The sequence below is a fragment of the Asaia lannensis NBRC 102526 genome (genome assembly GCF_024054035.1).
GTDB lineage: Bacteria > Pseudomonadota > Alphaproteobacteria > Acetobacterales > Acetobacteraceae > Asaia > Asaia lannensis.
The window spans coordinates 257826-275699 of record NZ_JAMXQU010000004.1; the positions used below are offsets into that span (position 1 = coordinate 257826).

17 protein-coding genes are annotated in these 17874 nt (G+C 61.3%); 7 read left to right on the top strand and 10 right to left on the bottom strand.

What is annotated here, in order from left to right; all coding sequences use genetic code 11:
• Positions 1-57: 57 nt before the first annotated feature.
• The 5 genes from NF685_RS07950 to NF685_RS07970 all read right to left on the bottom strand — a co-directional run bounded on the left by NF685_RS07950 (position 58) and on the right by NF685_RS07970 (position 6680).
• A complete protein-coding gene (locus tag NF685_RS07950) occupies positions 58-1545 on the bottom strand; it encodes a S41 family peptidase (RefSeq protein WP_222546884.1) in 1488 nt (495 codons plus the stop codon).
• Between the two features lie 192 nt (positions 1546-1737).
• Positions 1738-2982: a murein hydrolase activator EnvC family protein gene (locus tag NF685_RS07955; protein WP_252849216.1), complete on the bottom strand. Its 1245-nt coding sequence runs from the start codon at positions 2980-2982 to the stop codon at positions 1738-1740.
• A gap of 169 nt (positions 2983-3151) precedes the next feature.
• Positions 3152-4654: a 2,3-bisphosphoglycerate-independent phosphoglycerate mutase gene (gene gpmI / locus NF685_RS07960; protein WP_252849253.1), complete on the bottom strand. Its 1503-nt coding sequence runs from the start codon at positions 4652-4654 to the stop codon at positions 3152-3154.
• A 272-nt stretch (positions 4655-4926) separates the two neighbouring features.
• Positions 4927-5799: an NHL repeat-containing protein gene (locus NF685_RS07965; RefSeq protein WP_252849217.1), complete on the bottom strand. Its 873-nt coding sequence runs from the start codon at positions 5797-5799 to the stop codon at positions 4927-4929.
• Complete coding sequence (locus NF685_RS07970) at positions 5796-6680, bottom strand: 3-hydroxyacyl-CoA dehydrogenase family protein (protein ID WP_252849218.1); 885 nt, start codon at positions 6678-6680, stop codon at positions 5796-5798. The genes NF685_RS07965 and NF685_RS07970 overlap by 4 nt, the downstream gene beginning before the upstream one ends.
• Positions 6681-6812: 132 nt before the next feature.
• Between NF685_RS07970 and NF685_RS07975 the strand changes: the two genes are divergently transcribed.
• From NF685_RS07975 to NF685_RS07990, 4 genes are all read left to right on the top strand, one after another.
• Positions 6813-7748, top strand: a complete 936-nt coding sequence (locus tag NF685_RS07975; protein WP_252849219.1) for a LysR family transcriptional regulator — start codon at positions 6813-6815, stop codon at positions 7746-7748.
• Between the two features lie 157 nt (positions 7749-7905).
• The gene (gene msrB / locus NF685_RS07980; protein ID WP_252849220.1) at positions 7906-8292 is read left to right on the top strand and encodes a peptide-methionine (R)-S-oxide reductase MsrB; all 387 of its coding nucleotides are present in this window, start codon (positions 7906-7908) and stop codon (positions 8290-8292) included.
• A gap of 33 nt (positions 8293-8325) precedes the next feature.
• Positions 8326-8967 carry a uracil phosphoribosyltransferase gene (gene upp, locus NF685_RS07985; RefSeq protein ID WP_252849221.1) on the top strand — a complete coding sequence of 214 codons (642 nt, stop codon included), beginning with the start codon at positions 8326-8328 and terminating at the stop codon, positions 8965-8967.
• A 2-nt stretch (positions 8968-8969) separates the two neighbouring features.
• Positions 8970-9197, top strand: a complete 228-nt coding sequence (locus NF685_RS07990) for a hypothetical protein (RefSeq protein WP_252849222.1) — start codon at positions 8970-8972, stop codon at positions 9195-9197.
• Between the two features lie 202 nt (positions 9198-9399).
• Here NF685_RS07990 and NF685_RS07995 read toward each other — a convergent pair whose 3' ends face one another.
• On the bottom strand, positions 9400-12117 hold the full coding sequence (locus NF685_RS07995) for a M16 family metallopeptidase (protein WP_252849223.1): 2718 nt from the start codon (positions 12115-12117) through the stop codon (positions 9400-9402).
• A 193-nt stretch (positions 12118-12310) separates the two neighbouring features.
• Between NF685_RS07995 and NF685_RS08000 the strand changes: the two genes are divergently transcribed.
• Positions 12311-12835, top strand: a complete 525-nt coding sequence (locus NF685_RS08000) for a hypothetical protein (RefSeq protein WP_252849224.1) — start codon at positions 12311-12313, stop codon at positions 12833-12835.
• A gap of 148 nt (positions 12836-12983) precedes the next feature.
• Here NF685_RS08000 and NF685_RS08005 read toward each other — a convergent pair whose 3' ends face one another.
• From NF685_RS08005 to NF685_RS08020, 4 genes are all read right to left on the bottom strand, one after another.
• Complete coding sequence (locus NF685_RS08005) at positions 12984-13514, bottom strand: hypothetical protein (RefSeq protein ID WP_222546894.1); 531 nt, start codon at positions 13512-13514, stop codon at positions 12984-12986.
• Positions 13514-14524, bottom strand: coding sequence for an L-threonylcarbamoyladenylate synthase (locus NF685_RS08010; RefSeq protein ID WP_252849225.1), 1011 nt, complete (start codon positions 14522-14524; stop codon positions 13514-13516). Before NF685_RS08010 ends, NF685_RS08005 begins: the two co-directional genes overlap by 1 nt.
• Positions 14521-15327 carry a 3'(2'),5'-bisphosphate nucleotidase CysQ family protein gene (locus tag NF685_RS08015; RefSeq protein WP_252849226.1) on the bottom strand — a complete coding sequence of 269 codons (807 nt, stop codon included), beginning with the start codon at positions 15325-15327 and terminating at the stop codon, positions 14521-14523. The genes NF685_RS08010 and NF685_RS08015 overlap by 4 nt, the downstream gene beginning before the upstream one ends.
• 223 nt (positions 15328-15550) lie before the next feature.
• Entirely contained in the window at positions 15551-16255 is a 705-nt protein-coding gene (locus tag NF685_RS08020) for an NUDIX hydrolase (protein ID WP_252849227.1), read from the bottom strand.
• Between the two features lie 114 nt (positions 16256-16369).
• On the opposite strand from NF685_RS08020, the gene NF685_RS08025 reads away from it, so the two are divergent.
• Both NF685_RS08025 and NF685_RS08030 read left to right on the top strand, forming a co-directional pair.
• On the top strand, positions 16370-16852 hold the full coding sequence (locus tag NF685_RS08025) for an NADH-quinone oxidoreductase subunit B family protein (protein ID WP_222546898.1): 483 nt from the start codon (positions 16370-16372) through the stop codon (positions 16850-16852).
• Complete coding sequence (locus tag NF685_RS08030; protein ID WP_222546899.1) at positions 16849-17748, top strand: NUDIX hydrolase; 900 nt, start codon at positions 16849-16851, stop codon at positions 17746-17748. Before NF685_RS08025 ends, NF685_RS08030 begins: the two co-directional genes overlap by 4 nt.
• The last annotated feature ends 126 nt before the right edge of the window (positions 17749-17874 follow it).

The window sequence follows — 17874 nt, forward strand, 5'->3', positions numbered from 1 at the left end:
TGGGGCTCGGCGTGAGGCTCATAGAGAACCGGCCCCGCAGAGGGGGCCGGTCGTCGGTCAGTGTTGCTGGGGGGATGCAGGCGGCGTTGCCTGAGGGGCTGCCGGTTTCTGATCCTTTTTCTCGACCGGCTTGTCTGCTGCGGGCTGTCCCAGCGGCAGAGCCTCATCCGGGAGGGAGGCCATGGCACGGACCACACGCAGGCCCTGTTGCAACTGGAAGTCCGTTGCAGGCTTTGCCGGGTCGAAACGGGGCCAGTTATCGGCAGGCATGTGGGGGATGCTGGCCGCGATGGAAGGCAGATCCGTGCGCGGAGGAGCCTTGTTCTTGTTGCCGCCCGTATTGGTGATGATATGGGCCAGATCGGCTTCACGATAGCCGTAGCCATCGTCGTCCTTGCTCTCCTTGACCATGATATCGGGCACGATGCCCAGCGCCTGGATCGAGCGTCCCGATGGCGTGTAGTAACGCGCTGTGGTCAGGCGCACGGCGCCGTGTCCGGGCACGGGGATGAGCGACTGCACCGAGCCCTTGCCGAAGGATTTCTCGCCCACCAGAACGGCACGACGATGATCCTGCAAGGCACCGGCCACGATTTCGGATGCCGAAGCCGAGCCGCCATCGATCAGTACCACGATAGGCAGCTTGCCGGTAATGTCGGTGCCCTTCGCATCCCAGCGTCGGTTATTCTCGGCATGACGCCCGCGGATCGAGACGATCTCGCCTTCAGGGATGAAATCGTCACTGACGGCAATCGCCTGATCGAGCTTGCCGCCCGGGTTCAGACGCAGATCGAGCACAAGGCCCTTCAGCTTGTTGCCGGATTTGGCCTTGAGCTTCTCATAGGCTTCATGCAGCGCCGTTTCGGTGTCGTCATCGAACTCGGAGATGCGGATATAGCCGACGTCGCCATAAAGCGCCGAGCGAACCACCTGAACATGCACGATTTCGCGCGTCATGGTGATCTTGAGCGGCTTGGGCTCTTTCGCGCGGATGATGGTCAGGGTGATCTTGGTGCCCGGATCGCCACGCATCTTGGTGACGGCCTGATCGAGCGTGAGGCCTTCGAGCGACTTGCCGTCGACCTCGGTAATGTAATCGCCCGGTTTCAGTCCGGCGCGAGAGGCAGGCGTGCCGTCGATAGGCGATACAACGCGGATATGACCGTTCTGCTGCTGGACCTGTACGCCCAGACCGCCGAACTTGCCGCTGATCTGGATCTGCATCTCCTTGAACTGCTTTTCGTTCATGTAGGAGCTGTGGGGGTCGAGGCCGCCCACCATGCCATCCAGCGCGTTATTGATGAGATCCTTGTCGCTCACCGGCTCGACATATTCGGCGCGAACCAGATCGAGCACCGTGCCGAAAAGCGTCAGCAGGCGCAGGGTCTCACTGTGGTTATCGGGGTCGGCGGCGACCTCTTTCGCGAAGGCCTTGCTGCTCATCATTTGCCCGAGGCTCGGTGCCATCATGGTTTCGAGCGTCGGCCCGGCGGTGATCCCGGCCAGGAATGCCGTACCGAGCAGCAAACCAGTGCGGAGCTTCATGCAATTCATCCCTTGAATACGGCCCCGGCATTCTTGCGCCCTGGCCGATCCTGTTAGCATCTGTCTGTCAGCGCGGGGCACAGGATGGCACCGTCACCGAACCGAGAACTGAAATCTATAGCGTTGTTGACGCACTCTGTCGAAACAACACAGAATCGCCAAGGGGGATCCTTTTGCGGTCGTGCCTGCGACCTAGAGATAGGGGCCCGGATCGACGACGCGGCTACCCGAGCGAAGCTGCACGAAAAGCGGCCCCCCCTGTGCTCCCATGGCGCCGAGCGAGGCATGGCGGGCAATCGACTGACCGGTCGATACCGAAAGCTGATCGAGCCCCGAAAGCACGAAACGGTAGTGACGTCCGCAATCGAGAATGACCATGTTGCCAAAGGAACGGAACGGGCCGGCAAAATCGATCTGTCCGGCGCAGGGTGCATTGACGGCGCTGTTTGCCGCCGCCTGATAGGTGATGCCGCTCGCCGGTCCGCTTTCCGTGGTCTGATGCCATGCGGTCAGTACACGCCCGGCAACCGGTGCATGACCGCTGCTTCGCGTAATGCCCGTGCCGCCAGAGCCTGACATGGTGTTCGCCTGTGACTTGAGTGCCCGGGCCTTTGCCTGCTGGTTCTGGCGTGCCAGCGCCTTGGCTTCGGCTTCCATCCTCGCCCTGATTGCGGCCTGCGTCTTGTCTATGGCCGACAGGGCATCGTCGAGCGTGGCAGCTTTTGCCGTGGCCGCGGCGATTTCCTCACGGGCCTGTCTGGCGCGTTCCAGCGCTTCTGCCTGAAGATGGGTGGCATCGTCCATTCTGGCGGCATTGATATCGCGCAGCCGGGCTAGTCTCGCCTTTGCGTTGTCGAGGGCGGCATTGCGCTCGGCGAGGGTGCGCGCGGTCTGGTCGAGCAGGATTTTCTGGCCACGCAGATCGTCGGCCTGTCGCGTCGTGAGTTTTGTCAGACCGGCAATGAGCGCCAGACCCTGCACGGAATCATTGGCCTGTCCTGACAGGGCCACGATGGAGGCGCCGGGGTAGCGCGCTACGCGGAGTGCGACAGGCAGCATGGTCTGGAGCGCAGCGCGACGCTGGGCCAGCGCCAGACGCTGGGTTTTCTGTCGTTCGTTCAGCGTGGCGATATCCTGCGTCAGGCCGTCTATCTGCTTCTGTGTTTCGGCCAGTTCCGCCTCTGCCTGTGACGTGAGGGCAGCGAAATGACGGGCTTTTTGCGCCTGGGCCGAGGCCTCCTGCGCAGCGCGGGCCTGCTCCTTGCGCTGCGCGTCGATCAGGGCAGCCTGACTGGCCTGACGGGCAAGAAGCGCCTTCCTGTCGGCCTGAGCCTTGTCCAGCGCCTGCTGGTTGGCATTGCTTGCACCGTGATGGACATGGGGTGCAGCATTGAGGGAGCCAGCCGACAGAGCTGCGGCAACAAGGATGCCAAGCATCGGCGACCGCCATCGGCCCAACAGGCTGCTGCATGGGGCGCTGATCCCCTGCACCCGGCCTGACATCGGGTGCACAGGGAACATGACGCCCGAAGGCCGTTTGCCCTGATTGCGGTATCTGGGGGGGGAGTGGCCGGTCAAGAGCAGTAACCTGACCGGCCGGGAGCGATCAGCCGTCGATCAGGCACGTGCCGGTCATCTCGGCAGGCTGGTCGAGCTTCATCAGCGACAGGAGTGTTGGGGCCAGATCGGCCAGACGCCCGTCATGGATGGTCGTGCCCGAGGGGGCACCGTGCAGGAGTACGGGAACGCGGTTGAGCGTGTGCGCCGTATGAACGCCCCCTGTTTCGGGGTCGCGCATGGTTTCGCAATTGCCGTGATCCGCCGTGACGATCACGGCCCCTCCCATTTTGTCGAGAGCATCCACGATGCGCCCCAGACCCGTATCCACAGTTTCACAGGCCTTGATGGCGGCTGACAGCACGCCTGTATGGCCGACCATGTCCGGGTTGGCGAAGTTCAGCACGATCAGATCGAACTGACCGCTCTCGATAGCGGCAACAGCCTTGTCGGTCAGTTCGGGGGCCGACATTTCGGGTTGCAGATCATAGGTGGCGACTTTGGGCGAGGGTACCAGAATGCGCTCTTCACCCGGCAGAACGGCCTCGCGCCCACCATTGAGGAAGTAGGTGACGTGCGGGTATTTTTCGGTCTCGGCCATGCGCAGCTGCGCGCGTCCGGCGCGGGCCACCACGTCACCCAGAAGGTGGTCCATCGACTCCTTGGGGAACATGACGCTCATGAAGGGCGCCAGGGCCGAGCTATAGGCCGTCATGCCGCTGACAGCTGCGAACTTCACGACCTTCGAGCGCTCGAAGCCGTCGAAATCGGGGAAGAGCATGGCATCGAGCAGTTCGCGAATGCGATCGGCGCGGAAATTGACCGAAAGAATGCCATCGCCATCCTTCATGCCAGCATAGTGACCGATGACTGTCGGCTCGACGAACTCGTCGGTCACGCCCTTGGCCTGGCTTGCAGGCAGAACGGTCAGTGCATCGTCGGCATGGTCGCCCTTGGCAGATACGATGGCGTCATAGGCGCGGCTGACACGCTCCCAGCGGTTATCGCGATCCATAGCGTAGTAGCGCCCGCTGATGGTGGCGATAAAGGCGCCTTGCGGAAGGGCTGCAGCCAGGGTGCGGATGAACCCGTCACCCGAATCAGGGGCCGTGTCACGACCGTCCGAAAAGACATGGACAGCGACGGGGATATTGGCTGCGGCCACGATTTTCGCCAGGGCGATCATATGGTCCATATGGGCATGGACGCCACCATTGGAGACCAGGCCCATCAGGTGACAGGTGCCACCGCTGGCCTTGAGGGCATCGATGTAGGCGCAAAGAGCGGGGTTCTGCGCCAGCGAGCCATCCCGTGCGGCACGGCTGATACGCGGCAGGTCCTGCATGACGACACGCCCGGCGCCGATGTTCAGATGGCCGACTTCGGAATTGCCCATCTGTCCTTCGGGCAGGCCGACATCCTCGCCGCAGGCACGCAGATAGGCATGAGGAGAGCTGGCCCAGAGACGATCGAAATTCGGCGTACGGGCAAGGGCGACAGCATTATCTTCTTGAACGCTACTGTCACCGAAACCGTCGAGAATGACGAGCATGACGGGGCGGGGAGCGCCAGAGCTGTGAGTGCCAGAGCTGTGATTATCGGCGCCGGAATGGGATGCGGACATGGTGAGCCTCCTGCAATTTTGCGCGCACAATGCCGCATTTCCTTTCCGATGCGAACTCCGGGCAGGGTGGTCTCGTCAATTTTTGTTCGAAGCCGCGTCGGGTTCTGTCCGAAAAGGCGCGTAGCTGGAAAAGGCGGCATTGCCGCTGACGGGCAATGGCCTGCCGGTGGACAGGCAGGCCGCCTTTGCGCCGGTGGGGGTTATTCCACCAGGCAGAGTCCGGTCGTGGCCGATTGTTCGCGCAGGACGCGACACGCGCCCGTTGTCAGATCGACCGCTCTGATCGTCCCGCCCAGATCGCTGACATAGGCGGTACGCTCGGCTCTATCGAGAGCGAGGCCGATGCCCTCATCGAGCCCGCGCAGCAATACCTTGTGGTCGTGCAGCTCCTGTGCATCGATGCGCGCAATATTCAGGCTGTTGCCGTCCGGCGGTGCGCCGCGATCGGTCCAGAAAAGCCGCCCGGACTGCGGACAGACATGCAGATCGATGGGTTCGGGGAGATGATCGGCCAGCAGTTCTATATCGTCCCGATGCGAGGGATCGCCGCTCTGGGGCAGCGTCATAGGCATGCGGAAGATACGACCGATCCCGCCTTTTGGCGTTCCCTTTTGCGTCCAGTAGATATGTCCCGTCTTGAGATCGAGCGTTATGCCGACGCATTGACGCGACAGATCACCGAGATCGGCTGGGTAGGCGCCACGGCACAGCAGGGTTTCCACAGCGCTGCCATCGAAATTGCAGCGCATTACACGCATGCCTTCGCGATCGCACCAGTAGAGATGACCGTTGCTCCTGTCCGCCGCGATTTGCTTTGGGGTGACAATCTGTCCGTTTCCGACAAGCACTTCATGACCCGTGCCATCGAGACTGGCACGCTCTATCGTGCCGTCGGCTGCATTGTAGTCAGCCCCCATATTGCTCCAGTAGATCTTGCCTGCCGCCATATCGACCCAGATGCCATCGGGCGTTCCCCATCGGGCGTCGATCTGTGCGACGACCTTGCCATCCTTCGCTGAGAGCGCCGTGATACGCGGCGGAGCCGTTTCGAGTGTGTAGAGGACCGGGCTCATGATGTCTGTTCTCCCGAGGTATAATCATAAAATCCGCGCCCCGTTTTCAGGCCGAGGCGGTTTTCCGCAATCATCTTTTTCAGAAGCTGGCGTGGCTCTTCGGGAAGATTGCCGTAGGCGCTTGCATAATGCTCCTCGATCTGGAGCACGATATCGAGCCCGACGCGATCCATGGCGCGAAACGGGCCCATCGGGGTCTTCTGGGTTTCGCAATAGATGCGATCGATCACGTCGGGCGTGGCCACGCCTTCGGCGGCAACGCAGAGCGCCTCGCGCTTGATGGCCGCCCAGATGCGGTTCTCGATAAAGCCGATGCTTTCCTTGCGCGCGATATAGGGCGAAAGGCCGAGGCCTTTGAGGAATGCGGCAAGATCGTCAAGCAGTCCGGGCCGTGTGGAACCGCAGGACATGAGCTCCACCGCGCGCTGTTCGGGCGGCATCATGAAATGCATGTTCAGTACGCGTGACCTGTCCTCGACTTCGGACACCATTGTGCTTGAAGGGTAGGAGGAGGAATTGGTGGCGAGAATGGCATCGTCTGGTGCCTCTCTCGACAATCTGCCGAACAGGGCTGTCTTGAGGTCGCATTTCTCTGGCAGGGCTTCGACAACGAGCCAGGCTTTGTCGATTGCAGCCTCGAAGCTCGGCGCAATGACGATATGACCCTGTTTGCCGCCTTCAAGCGATGCGACGACACCCGGCAGGGCATCGCGTGCATAGGCCAGTCCGGCCTCCGCTGCGGTGCGGTTCGTGTCGAAAAGACGGACTTCGCCGCCTTTAGCCGCCAGCATGAGGGCAATGCGTCTGCCGAGTGTGCCAGCCCCGATTACGGCTGCAGGGCGGGTGAGAGCGCTTTTCATGACATCGGATGTGCGTGACATGTTCATCGGATACCCCTTTCGGTCGGATCGACCGGCGGTTGTCCGGCAGTCGCTCCCGATGTTCGAAGTATACGCCGCGTGAAAACCGGTTCGACTTGCAATAATGCAGACCGGTCTTGCATAAAGGCAGCGATGAGCCGAAACGAATACAGTGTTTTTGTCGCAGTGGCCGATCATCTCAGCTACACGCGGGCTGCAAAGACACTCGGCCTTCATGCGTCGAGCGTATCGCGCAGTATCGAGCGCCTCGAAGCGCGATTGGGCCTCAGCCTGATCGAGCCGGGACCGGAGGGAATGCGCCTGACCGAAGCGGGGCTGCGTATGAGCCGCTTTCTGACTCCGCTGCTCGACCGGATCGATCAGGGTGTTGCTGCGCTCTGCCATAACGAAACCTGGGGTGGCGAACTGCGTATTGCGGCACCACCTGAAATCCTGGTGTCATGGGTCAATCCTGTGATCCGCGACATGCTGGACACATATCCGGCGCTCAGCGTCTCGCTCGAGGCCAGCGTCGGTTTGCCCGATTTCAGGCGTGAGGCTTTCGATGTGTTTCTCAGCCATCGACGTGAGGCGATGCAGGAAGGCAGCTATCGCATCCGCCTGATCGGCACCTATGCGGTAGGACTTTTCGCCGCCCCACGGCTTCTCGAGGAAAGAGGTTTTCAGGCAGGTCCGGATGTCTCGGACGGAAGGGGTGTGCCATGCTGTCCAGAAGACATTGCCGGCTGGCCCTGCCTGACGCGACCGGAAGAAACGCTCTGGACGCTTATTCCCGACGATGGAGCGTCGATGACAGTCGATATGACGCCCCAGTCGCGTCTTGCAGCGACGCCCGCCCCGATCAGGATCGATTTTGCCGTGGCGGGACGCGGGATCGTTGCGGCCAGTGTCGATACCTGCCAGCCCCTTGTGCAGGAAGGGCGACTGGTCAGGATTCTGCCCGGCTACCGGCTTCCCGAGGGGACAATTTTTGCGGCACTCCCCGAAAGGCATCAACCCCGTCCGGTCGTCGGGGTTTTTCTGGAGCAGCTCATCCGGCGTGTCAGGCACAAGGCCCGGCAGACATGATGCAGCTGGCAGAACAGGCCGGGTGAAAAGGCGCGCGTCACGAAGCGTTCACACCCATGACGCGTTAAAAAAGGGGATGGTCTTGTCATGACCGTTTTGACCCCCAGCTAAGATGCATGTTCCGGCCTCGCCATTTTGCCCTGCAGGAGAGTTTATCATGAGCGACGACATCCAGATGCCCAGCTGCGGCTTGCCCCTGACCCCGGAGCAGCATCGTGTGCTGCGTGGACATGGCACGGAGCGACCCGGATCGAGCCCGCTCAACGATGAAAAACGCGAGGGTGTCTATCACTGTGCTGGCTGTGGCGAGGCACTTTTCGACTCGGATACCAAATATGAAAGCGGCAGCGGCTGGCCGTCTTTCTTCCGGCCGCGTGAGGGCATGACGGAAACGACGGTGGATAAAACACATGGCATGACGCGCATCGAAGTGCATTGTGCCAAATGCAAGGGCCATCTGGGTCACGTCTTTCCCGATGGGCCGAAGCCGACTGGCCTGCGCTTTTGCATGAATGGGGTGGCGCTGCGCTTCGAACCAAGCTGACAGCGCAACGATCTTTCGGTAAGGATGGCTTCCATGACAGCCCTCCCTTCTTCTCTGGTCGTGCTCGACCACCCGCTCGTTCAGCACAAGCTCACGCGTCTGCGTCAGGAATCCACCTCAACGGCGGGGTTCCGTCGTCTGACGCGCGAGCTCAGCCTGCTGATGTGCTACGAGGCAACGCGCGATCTCAGCACCGAGCCGGTCGAGATCCAGACGCCGCTCGAAACCATGGAAGGGCGCCAGCTCTCCGGCAAGAAGCTGTGTTTCGTCTCGATCCTGCGTGCCGGTAACGGTATTCTCGATGGCATGCTCGATCTGATCCCCGCTGCACGGGTGGGGCATGTCGGGCTCTATCGCGATCACGATACGCTCGAAGCGGTCGAATACTACATGAAGCTGCCCGATGATGTGGCCGACCGCGAATGCATTGTGGTCGATCCCATGCTGGCGACAGGCCATAGCGCCGCAGCGGCAATCGACCGCATCAAGGCCAGCGGTGTGCGCAAGATCATTTTCGTCTGTCTTCTCGCCGCGCCTGAGGGCGTCGTGTGCCTGAGCGAGCGTCACCCGGACGTGCGTATCGTGACCTGTGCTGTCGATCGCGGACTGGACGAGAAGGGTTATATCCGCCCTGGTCTGGGCGATGCGGGCGACCGTCTGTTCGGAACGCGCTGAGCATGACCAGCGAAGATATCGATGAATGGCTCGATAGCTGGATCGAGATGCATCATGCCCATTGGGGCAGCCCGGAGAAGGCGGCCGGTCTCTGTATCGCAGCTGCTGCCGAGGCAGGAATTTCCGAGCGCGATCTGAATGCGGCCTCGGGCGGCGATCTGGCGCTCTATCTGCAGGAAGAGGGGGAGGCAATTGCCGAAGCCTCCGGCGCTGCGCCAGACGGTTTCTGAAGCAGAGAGCTGTATAGGCCAAGGTGAGTGGACTGGCCTGCTCTCGATCGCTGCGTTCCGAATGGCTGAACGGCGGCGGTATGGTGTGCAGGAAGCTGACAGGAAAAAGCCCGGAGCCGTGCTCCCGGGCTTTTTTATGCCGGGCATTTTCATGAATGCCACGGCAGAGGGCGTTTCGTCGCGCCCGATAGGAAGGGTGCCGTTATTTCGGGGCCGGTCTGCGTATGATCTGCACCATATCCGCAGGTCTTGCCCAGCGGTGGAAAGCATCCTGAACCTGCTTGGCTGTCATGGCATAGACGGCATTCGCGCGCTGGTCCGGCTCGTCAAGCGGTAGCCCAAGGGTGGCGAGTTCGAGATACTGCCCTGCGATCCCTCCGAAGCTTGCGCGATCCATCGGTATGGCACGCAGGATCGATGTTTTCGCGTTTAGCAGTTCCTCGTTCGAGACTGGCGTGTTCTGCATGGTCGTAACGTTATGCAGGGCTGCGTCGCGCGCTTTTGTCGTCTTGTCCGGGTCGGAGCCATAGGTAATGACGAAAGCGCCCCGGTTGGCAGACCAGCCGAAATCGCTGCCTGCCGTATAGACCATGCCGGTGCGGACGCGCAGATCCTGCATCAGACGCGAGGCAAAGCCGGAACCGAGAATCTCGTTACCGACTTCGAGAGCGAAACGGTCGGGGTTCCTGATTCCATCTGCCACTGTCTGGGCAAGATAGACGGAGTCCTGCACGCGGCCCGGATCATCGATAACGGCTCTTGAGGGTTTGTTCTGCGGGCGCGGCGGCAGGTCGGTAACGGGTTTGGGCCCGACTGCCTTCCATGCAGCGAAAGCCTTTTCGACTGAGTCTTTCGCATGATCGGGTGTGATGTCGCCGATGACCACGATCGTCGTGAGATCGGGACGATAGGCGGCATGGTAGAAGTCCTGCACATCCTTGAGCGTCAGGGAGGACAGGCTCTGCGGTGTGGTCTCGCGCAATGACGGGTCATTGGCTGGGGCGAGAGCTTTGGAGAGGGCGCGCTGGAAACGATACCCGGGTGACTGCAGAACGCCGGCCTGTGTGGCGACTGCCTGTTGCTTGAGTATCGAAAAAGCCTGCGCCGGGAAGGCCGGGTGCAGTTCCATCTCGGCCAGGAGAGCCAGCGTCCTGTCGAAATTCGGCGTCAGGGCATTCATGGAAAAGGACATGCCACCCGATGCATCCGACGCCAGATCGTCGAGTGCGGCGGCCATGGCAAGACGGTCATGGGTAGTGCTGCCATAGAGGAACAGATCGCTCGTCAGGCCTGCAACGCCCTCCTTGCCCTTGGGCTGTTGCAGGTCGTTGTTATGACGGATGCTGCCATAAAGAACGACGGTATGGCTCACGTGCTCCGGCTGAACCAGAAGGGTCATGCCGTTGCTGAGCGTGTAGCGGGTCGGCTGCGTGAGTGGTGTCGGGGGGGGCAGATCGGCGAGGGCCGCACTGGCCCATTCGGGCAATACGATATTCTTGCCGGGCGGTGGCAGGAGGGATTCAGGCCCCTTGTTGCTGCTGATATCGGGTGATTTGCGCCCTGAAGGTGTCAGAATGCCGGTAATGGCATGATCCGGGTCGAGCACACTGGCAGCCAGTGCATTGACCTTTTCGGGGTTCACTGCGCGATAGGCCTTTACCAGATCGGCAGGCGAGTTCAGTCCGTTATAAGCCAGAGCACTGGCCCAGCTCTGGGTCAGCTCGGTCACGCTGTTCGCCATATATTCGAGCGAGGCGATTTCCTTGCGTTTTGCGGCCTCGACCAGTTCTGCGGGAACGCCCTTGCTGCGTATCGAAGCCAGTATTCCCCGGATCTCACTCAGAAGGACTGCCGGATCCTGCCCTTTGGGGAATGCTGCCAGCGCATTGCCCACACCGGCCTGCACACGCGCATTATACGAGAAATCGGTTGCGAGCGCCTTGCCCTGGGGGACGAGCGCAAAAAGCGCCCCACGCTGGCTGGACATGACATCGGCGAGAATTTGCGCCGTGGCGACATCGGGGCTGCCTGCGCCCGGCATACGAAAACCGATGCTCAGGATGCCGGTTGCGTAATCGCTGTCGAGCGTGATGGTGCGCGCCTTGACCGGCGTGGGCGTGATGACAGGGCGGGCGGGCAGCTTGCCTGAAGGGATCGAGGCGAACTGGGCCCGTACTTTCTGCAGGGTCTCCGCCGGGTCGACATCGCCGACGATCAGAAGAATGGCGTTATTGGGCTGATACCAGCTGTCATAGAAGCTGCGCAGCAGTTTCGAGTCGGTTTTGTCGAAGGACTCCCGTGTGCCCAGGGCATCGTGCTCATACGGCGTGCCGGCAAAGAGCGCGAGATTCTGCTGGATCATGAAGCGTTCGAAAGGCATGGACAGGTCGCGCGCCACTTCCTGTTCGATCGCGCCACGTTCATGGGACCAGTCGGTATCGGTGAGCAGGACATTGCGCATCCGGTCCGCTTCGATTTTCAGCAGAACATCGAGGTAATGCGATGGAGCCTGGAAGTAATATTGCGTGGTGTCTTCTGTTGTGAAGGCATTGCTCACATTACCGATACGCGCGCTGACCGTGGAGAGCTGATCGCGGCTCAGGCCTTTCGAGCCGTTGAACATCATATGTTCAAGCGCATGGGCCGTGCCCGGAAAGCCCTCGGGCGCAGAGGCCGAACCTGCCAGATAGATCACCTGCGTCTGCACGACTGGAGAGAGACGGTCGGGCACGATCACGACGCGTAATCCGTTCGCCAGTGTCTCGCGTACCGCACTATCCATGGCCGTTGCGTTGTGAGGCGCGGAATGGGCGGCCGGTTGCGGTGCAGCCGGTGCGGCCGTTGCGGCGGAAAACAATGCAGGGGCGACAAGCAGGCTGGATGCCAGCAATGCGTTACGCAGAGGGGGCAGCACGGACATTGATCACTCCCATTCACGGTCGATTATGATGGCTGTCGATAACGGACGCCGATTATGTAACGGCGATCAGCGTAACAGCTTGGCGTGATCTGTCCATGTTCACCGGAAGGGCCGCACGGCACGGGAGACGCCTGAATGACCGGTTGCGTAAAAAACGGATGCGTTTGCGAGAGTGGCGCGGTAGATCAGCCCTATGTCTTTTGTCGAACGCGTCAATCAGGCCGATATGTGGCTGCTCGATACTGTTTTCCAGCCTGTTGCTGACAGGCTGCCCGAACGTCTGCCCGCAGCAGATCTCGGGCTGAGCCTGCAGCTCGGGGCGATCCTGTTCTATCTTGCAGCGATCGTGATTCTGAGCTTCTGCGGCTTCTCGACGCTGGGCGGTTCGGTTTTCAATATCCTGAACTGGCTCATTTTCGTGGCGTTCTTCCTCTCGATCATGCGTATGCGCCAGCTTGTGCGCCCCGGTCAGGCCAATCCACTACGCGCACTTTTGCTGGGTATGCGCCCTCTGACGATCGTGTTCCTGATCGTGTCTCTCTGGGGAGGCATTTCGCGTTCCGGCCCGCTGATGCTGGTCGATTTTTTCATGACGGCATCGAACCTGATCTTCACCATCGGGCTCTATCTGATTTCGTGCCAGCCACGTCCACCCGCACGCCGCACGAGCAAGAGCCGGGCCAATCTGACACCGATCATGGGCGGTCTTCAGGACTGAGCTGTGGACGGTGCGAGCTTTTTGCTCGTCCCCTCGCACAGGGCATGATGCGGCAGAGCGGCAGCGTGCGGGTCTGACCACAAGGAATTCTGACAGCATGGGATCATGACTGCGCGTACCCGCGATAGGGCGCGCGCAGGACGTGTCGTCAGTGCAGGTAGATCGAGCGGTCTATGCGGGGTGTATCGACAATCGAGTGGATGAACTGCGTGCCTGCAATGCCGAGCAGGATACCGGCCGCGAAACCGCACCAGATCAGCATGCTGAAATAGGGTTTTTTCGCATCGCGGCTCATAAGCCGCGACTGGATCTCGGCGCGCGACTGCTGTGTCTGGAACAGTTCTGAACGCACAGCCTCGAGCCGGGCGCGTGAATTGCGCAATTCGAGGTCCATCTGGCGCAGATTATTGGTCAGGGTCACGATCTGCTGTCGCGCTGCAAGCAGATCCGGTCCGGACTCGGCTTTGGTGGTGCGCGCTCTGGGCTTGGCGCGCGGCGGCGGGTTAGGGGCGATGGCGACGAAGAGATTCTTCAGCGCCCCGCCCGTCATGCCGCTCTTTTTCGCACGCGAACGCAGAGCGGTGAGTGCCGCAACGGATTGTCCCTCCTGCTCCTCGAGAACCAGGGCAAGGATATCCGACAGAACCTTGAGTTCCTTGGGGTCGAACGAGCCGGACATCAGCCGATCATGCTCTCCAGATCGTCGTCATCTCCCCCGGTCGTGGGGCGTGGGCTTGCGGCACGACGCAGGCGATCCATAATGGCCAGACCGAGGCCCTGACGGGGAATGGGCATGGCGGCAATGGTTTTCAGTCCGCGTCTCTGGCCTTCACCATCGAGAAAGCGCAGTCCTGCAAAAAGACGCGAGGCGGCTTCTTCAAGATCGCTGCGTTCGCTCAGGTTATAGACCAGCCCGGCCCCGCTCAGCGCCGGACCGAAGGCCAGCAGCGCTTCATGGGCATCGACGGTTTCTGCGCTCAGCCTGACAGGAAGGCCGGGCGCATAATGCGAGGCCAGCATGCCGGGGGATGAAGGCAGTTTGGTCGCGTAATCGTCGGGGTTGCGTATGGTGCCGCAGACGGCTTCGAGCTGTTCGAGCGTAATCCCGCCCGGACGGAGCATGAACGGCACTTCGCGGGAAAGGTCGATGACGGTGCTTTCCAGCCCGACCGAGCAGGGGCCGGAATCGAGAATGGCATCGATGCGTCCATGCATGTTGCGCAGCACATGAAATGCATCGGAGGGGCTGACGCGCCCTGACGGATTGGCCGACGGTGCTGCGACAGGTTCGCCCACTGCTTCGAGCAGCGCCAGGGCAGTTTTGCCGCGCGGCACGCGAACGGCGACCGTGGGCAGTCCGGCTGTCGCGAGATCGCAGATTGTCGATCCGCTCTTGCGGGGCAGGATCATGGTCAGCGGGCCGGGCCAGAATGCCTCGGCCAGCCGATGCGCCAGCTCATTGGCCTCGACATGTTCGAATGCGGCTTCGGCGCTGGCGAAATGGCTGATCAGCGGGTTGAAGCGCGGGCGGTTTTTTGCAGCAAAAATATGCGCAACGGCCGTATTGGAGGTTGCAAGGGCACCGAGGCCGTAAACCGTCTCGGTTCCAAAAGCCACGAGCTTGCCCTCATGCAACAGGGTTGCGGCGCGCTGGATGGACTCAGGGTCTGCCTTGAGGATCTCGGTCATGCATTTAGCCCTTCTGTCGGATGGCGACCGGTGCAGAGAAAGGGAGGGTTGAACCAGCCAGGCTTGCCATAGAGCAGGGGCTGGCCACGCTCGTCGAGCACATGGCCGCCCGCTGCCTCGACAATGGCTTGGGGGGCAGCGGTGTCCCATTCCATGGTCGGGCCGAGGCGGGGGTAGAAATCGGCCACTCCTTCAGCCACACGGGCGAATTTCGCTGCGGAGCCGATATTGCCGAGCGAGCCGACCTTGCGGCCTGCCAGCCATTCCTTCAGACGGGGGTCATCGGCATAATGGCGTGACGCCAGGATGCGCAGACCGTCCTCGGGGGGTGTGACGGTGGCGATCTGCGTTGTCCCGTTCCGGTCGCGACGCCATGCACCCTTGCCCACGAGGCCCGTATAGAGCTGTCCGTAGGCGGGGAGCGACATGGCACCGAGCACGGCCCTGTTCCGAAAGATCAGTCCGATATTGACCGTGAAATCATCTCGTCCGGCTGCAAACTCGCGCGTGCCGTCGAGCGGATCGACCAGCCAGTACATTTCGCCAGGCTCGGCGAAATGCCCGGCCGCGATCTCTTCCTCACCGATCGCAGGAATGTCCGGCCGTGCCGTGCGCAGTCCTGCAAGAATGTGCCGTTCCGCAGCCTGATCGGCTTCCGTCACCGGCGATTTATCCGCCTTGATAATGGTCTCGAACCCGCGGTCGCGTATCTCGACAATCAGGTCGGCAGCCTCGTCCGCCAGTCTGGCGGCCAGGGCGAGCAGGGCTTCGGCATCAGGGGGAAGAGCATCGGTCTCGGTCATGCATTCGGCTTACCCCAAGTTCAGGATATCGTCATGAGCAAAAAGAGAGACGCGCGGGATTTCGAAAAACCGTCATACCGTCAAGATGCAAAGAACCCTTTCGGAAGTGGTCCGGTCAGATTGCGAGGTCTCTGGCCCTCGTATCCCTTGTTTCCGTAACTCGGACTTCGATCTCTCCAGCCCTGGTCCTGCCGATCGTGGCGTCGGATCGTTCGGGGGCATTTCATACGGTAAGGCGCTGTTCAGCGTGTCGAGGTGCGAAACGCGCCTTGTAGAGATGATAGGCAAGAAGCAGTTTCGCATCCTGCTGAGGCAGGTTCGGTATGGCGTCGAGCGCCATGACATGAAGATGGATATGTTCGTGTTCACAAGCCAGACCGGTCGCGCGCTGCTCAAGAGCAGCGATGGCGGCGCCGTCCAGTTCGAGTTCGATGGCATAAAGCGTCAGTCTTTCGTCGCATCCTCCAGGTGACAGGGTGAAGGTGCCGAGTGACATGAGGTCGCGCTCTTTCAGTGCCAGCGTCAGACCGGTCTCCTCGGCAAATTCACGCAGCGCCGTGCTCTGCACCGAGCCGTCATCGATCATGCCTGCAGGCAGGGAAAGATGGTCTGCGACGGCGACAGGCAGACGGGGTTCGCGTGTCAGAAGCACGCGTGGCAGCGCGTCACCGTCGCGCAGTATCACGAGCAGTCCGACCGAATCGCCACGCAGAAAAGCATAGCGCGGTACGGGTGCACCCTCATGGCTGGCCGATGCCTCGGCAAACACAAAGCCTATCCGGCTGCCGAAGCGGACGGCATCGCGTATCCTCATGCCGGAAACCTCGAAATTGCTGATCAGCCCGTCGATCCAACGTCGTACGTGAGGGGCTTCGAGAATGGCGCCATGCCAGTCTTGCGGGATATGGGAAGCAAATTCCACATGCATGCGGCGTTTTTCCATACGAGGTTTTGCATCGTGACGGTCTATGGTCGTCTGCCGGATATCCCGGCGGAACGACCCTGTTGCTGAATTCTAACTGCCCATGACCCGCTCCCGTTCATGACTTTTCTGCGCGCTCTTCTCGATGCTCATAAATGGCGCCCGCGCGACACCCTTCCGCCCGCGCCGCGCCCGTTGACGCTCCATCTCGTGGCAGGCGGGGGATGCGATGGCTGTCTGATCGAGGCACAGGCCCTTCAGGGAGCCGCCTATGATCTGGCGCGTCACGATATCCGCTTTGTCGAGACGCCTCATGATGCGGAGCTGCTTTTCGTGACCGGAATTGTCACACGCGCCATGTTGCCCGGTCTTCAGGCGCGCTGGAACGCCATGCCTGCGCCGAAAGGCGTTGTCGCGATCGGCGATTGTGCGCTGGGTGTCGGACCTTTCGGGGTAAATTACGCCGTGCTGGGAGGCATCATGGAGGCCGGACTTGCCGGGGTAAGGCAATGCGACATTGCCCTGCATGGCTGTCCGCCTTCGCCGGCTGAAATTTTGCGTGCGCTGCTGCTTCTCACCACAGGGCGGGTGGTGGCGGCATGAGCGCCCTGCATAATGCCGTTCATTCAGAGCTTGTGGCCGTGCTGATTGCCGTGCAGGACGAGGCGCCGCTCGTGCTGACGCTCGATCATGGTCGCAATCTGCCTTCGGGGCCGCTGGAGACGGGACACCGCTCCCTGCAGCGTGGCATGCGTTTATGGATCGAACAGCAGACACAGTGTCATCTGGGCCATATCGAACAGCTCTATACCTTTGCCGAGGCAAGTGGCGAGGGCGCAGGCGAGCACGATCATCCGCGTCTCATACGTATTTCCTATATGGGGCTGACGCGTCTGGAGGATGCGCAGGCGGGCTGGCGTGGACTTTATGAGTATTTCCCGTGGGAAAACCGACGGGAGAGCGGAGCCGAGCAGCTCGATCATGAGATCGGACGGGCACTGGCGCAATGGGCCGGTCGCGATGCCGCGCGTCAGTGGCGTTGCGCCGAGACATTCGGGCTGGAAGGCCAGCCATGGAATGACGAGCTGGTACTGCATCGTTACGAGCTGCTGTGGGAAGCCGGTCTGCTGCCTGAGTCACGCCAGCCCGGTGCCTGGCTGGCGCCGGGGCGTGCCATGCCGTCCGACAGGCGACGCATCCTGGCCACGGCTCTGGCACGCCTGCGTGCGAAGATACGTTACCGTCCGGTTGTGTTCGAACTGATGCCCGAAACCTTTACCCTCTGGCAGTTGCAGCGCACCGTCGAGGCAATTGCAGGCCGCCCGCTGCACAAGCAGAATTTCCGACGTCTGATTCTTGCGCAGGATCTGGTGGAGGAAACGGGCGAGTCCGAAATACAGGCGCAGGGTCGCCCCGCACGCCTTTATCGGTTCAGACGCGAGGTGATCGGAACGCGTCAACTTATGGGGTCCAAGCTCCCTATCGCGCGCTCCGTCTGAGGCCTGACTGTCTGAGGCTCGACTGTCTGACGGTGGACGAGGCATATTGTTTTTGCTCATCACGGCTTTGTGGCTTTGAAAAAGGGAAGGGGGCACCCAATGTATGGGCCTCGACAGTTTTGTCCC

Coding starts and splice junctions, on each gene's coding strand:
- NF685_RS07950 (WP_222546884.1), bottom strand. CDS start 1,545: ATGAAGCTCCGCACTGGTTTGCTGCTCGGTACGGCATTCCTGGCCGGG.
- NF685_RS07955 (WP_252849216.1), bottom strand. CDS start 2,982: ATGCTTGGCATCCTTGTTGCCGCAGCTCTGTCGGCTGGCTCCCTCAAT.
- gpmI (WP_252849253.1), bottom strand. CDS start 4,654: ATGCTCGTCATTCTCGACGGTTTCGGTGACAGTAGCGTTCAAGAAGAT.
- NF685_RS07965 (WP_252849217.1), bottom strand. CDS start 5,799: ATGAGCCCGGTCCTCTACACACTCGAAACGGCTCCGCCGCGTATCACG.
- NF685_RS07970 (WP_252849218.1), bottom strand. CDS start 6,680: ATGTCACGCACATCCGATGTCATGAAAAGCGCTCTCACCCGCCCTGCA.
- NF685_RS07975 (WP_252849219.1), top strand. CDS start 6,813: ATGAGCCGAAACGAATACAGTGTTTTTGTCGCAGTGGCCGATCATCTC.
- msrB (WP_252849220.1), top strand. CDS start 7,906: ATGAGCGACGACATCCAGATGCCCAGCTGCGGCTTGCCCCTGACCCCG.
- upp (WP_252849221.1), top strand. CDS start 8,326: ATGACAGCCCTCCCTTCTTCTCTGGTCGTGCTCGACCACCCGCTCGTT.
- NF685_RS07990 (WP_252849222.1), top strand. CDS start 8,970: ATGACCAGCGAAGATATCGATGAATGGCTCGATAGCTGGATCGAGATG.
- NF685_RS07995 (WP_252849223.1), bottom strand. CDS start 12,117: ATGTCCGTGCTGCCCCCTCTGCGTAACGCATTGCTGGCATCCAGCCTG.
- NF685_RS08000 (WP_252849224.1), top strand. CDS start 12,311: ATGTCTTTTGTCGAACGCGTCAATCAGGCCGATATGTGGCTGCTCGAT.
- NF685_RS08005 (WP_222546894.1), bottom strand. CDS start 13,514: ATGTCCGGCTCGTTCGACCCCAAGGAACTCAAGGTTCTGTCGGATATC.
- NF685_RS08010 (WP_252849225.1), bottom strand. CDS start 14,524: ATGACCGAGATCCTCAAGGCAGACCCTGAGTCCATCCAGCGCGCCGCA.
- NF685_RS08015 (WP_252849226.1), bottom strand. CDS start 15,327: ATGACCGAGACCGATGCTCTTCCCCCTGATGCCGAAGCCCTGCTCGCC.
- NF685_RS08020 (WP_252849227.1), bottom strand. CDS start 16,255: ATGCATGTGGAATTTGCTTCCCATATCCCGCAAGACTGGCATGGCGCC.
- NF685_RS08025 (WP_222546898.1), top strand. CDS start 16,370: ATGACTTTTCTGCGCGCTCTTCTCGATGCTCATAAATGGCGCCCGCGC.
- NF685_RS08030 (WP_222546899.1), top strand. CDS start 16,849: ATGAGCGCCCTGCATAATGCCGTTCATTCAGAGCTTGTGGCCGTGCTG.